Genomic DNA, 981 nt, shown 5'->3' on the forward strand with positions numbered 1-981 from the left:
CCTCGCGCAGCGCTACTCGGGCGTGCCGGTCGGGTACTCCGGCCACGAGCCAGGCCTGCCAACCTCTGGCACGAGGGCGTCACGCTCTCCTCCAGCGCCTACGGCTCGGCCTTCTACATGACGACCGGCTTCCACGGCCTCCACGTCACGGGTGGCCTCATCGCGTTCCTGCTGACCCTCGGTCGCGGGTTCGCCGCCAAGAACTTCGGTCACAAGGAAGCGACCACCGCCATCGTCGTGTCGTACTACTGGCACTTCGTCGACGTCGTCTGGATCGGCCTCTTCGCCGTCATCTACCTTCTCAAGTAGGAACTGGATAGCCCCCACAGCATGTTCAACAGAACCAAGTCCAAGAAGGGCCGCCGGTCACCACTGGCGACCGTCTCGCTCATCGTCGTCGGTCTGATGACCACCGGCGGTGCGTACGCGCTGTTCAGCTCCTCGGCGAACGCCGACAGCAGCACCAGCTCGGTGTCCGCCGCGTCGACGCAGTCGAAGGTCAACGAGGGCGAGAAGCTCTTCGCCTCGAACTGCGCCACCTGCCACGGGCTGAACGCCCAGGGCACGGGTGAGGGCCCGTCGCTCATCGGCGTCGGCGCCGCTTCGGTCGACTTCCAGGTCGGCACCGGTCGCATGCCGATGGCCGCCTCGGGCCCCCAGGCCGAGGAGAAGCCCGCGCAGTTCACCGACGAGCAGGTCGACGCGCTCGCGCAGTACGTCGCGTCGCTCGCCCCCGGCCCCGCGGTCCCGTCGTCGGACCTCACCGACGGCAAGGGCGACGCGGCCGAGGGCGCCGAGCTGTTCCGCATCAACTGCGCGATGTGCCACAACGTGGCCGGCGCCGGCGGTGCCCTGACCGAGGGCAAGTACGCCCCGAACCTGCAGAAGGTCTCCGGCAAGCACATCTACGAGGCCATGCTCACCGGCCCGCAGAACATGCCGGTCTTCAACGACCTGAACCTGACCCCGCAGCAGAAGGCC

General features: G+C 68.1%; 2 protein-coding genes. Both read left to right on the plus strand.

What is annotated here, in order from left to right; genetic code table 11:
* Positions 1 to 309 (plus strand): cytochrome c oxidase subunit 3 (locus I59_RS18670; protein WP_022905184.1); only part of this gene is annotated, 309 nt, incomplete at its 5' end.
* A 21-nt stretch (positions 310 to 330) separates the two neighbouring features.
* Positions 331 to 981, plus strand: a 651-nt coding sequence (locus tag I59_RS18675; protein ID WP_022905185.1) for a cytochrome c, incomplete at its 3' end; no start/stop codon positions are given.

This window comes from Curtobacterium sp. B8, from assembly GCF_000333315.1.
Classification (GTDB): Bacteria; Actinomycetota; Actinomycetes; order Actinomycetales; family Microbacteriaceae; genus Curtobacterium; species Curtobacterium luteum.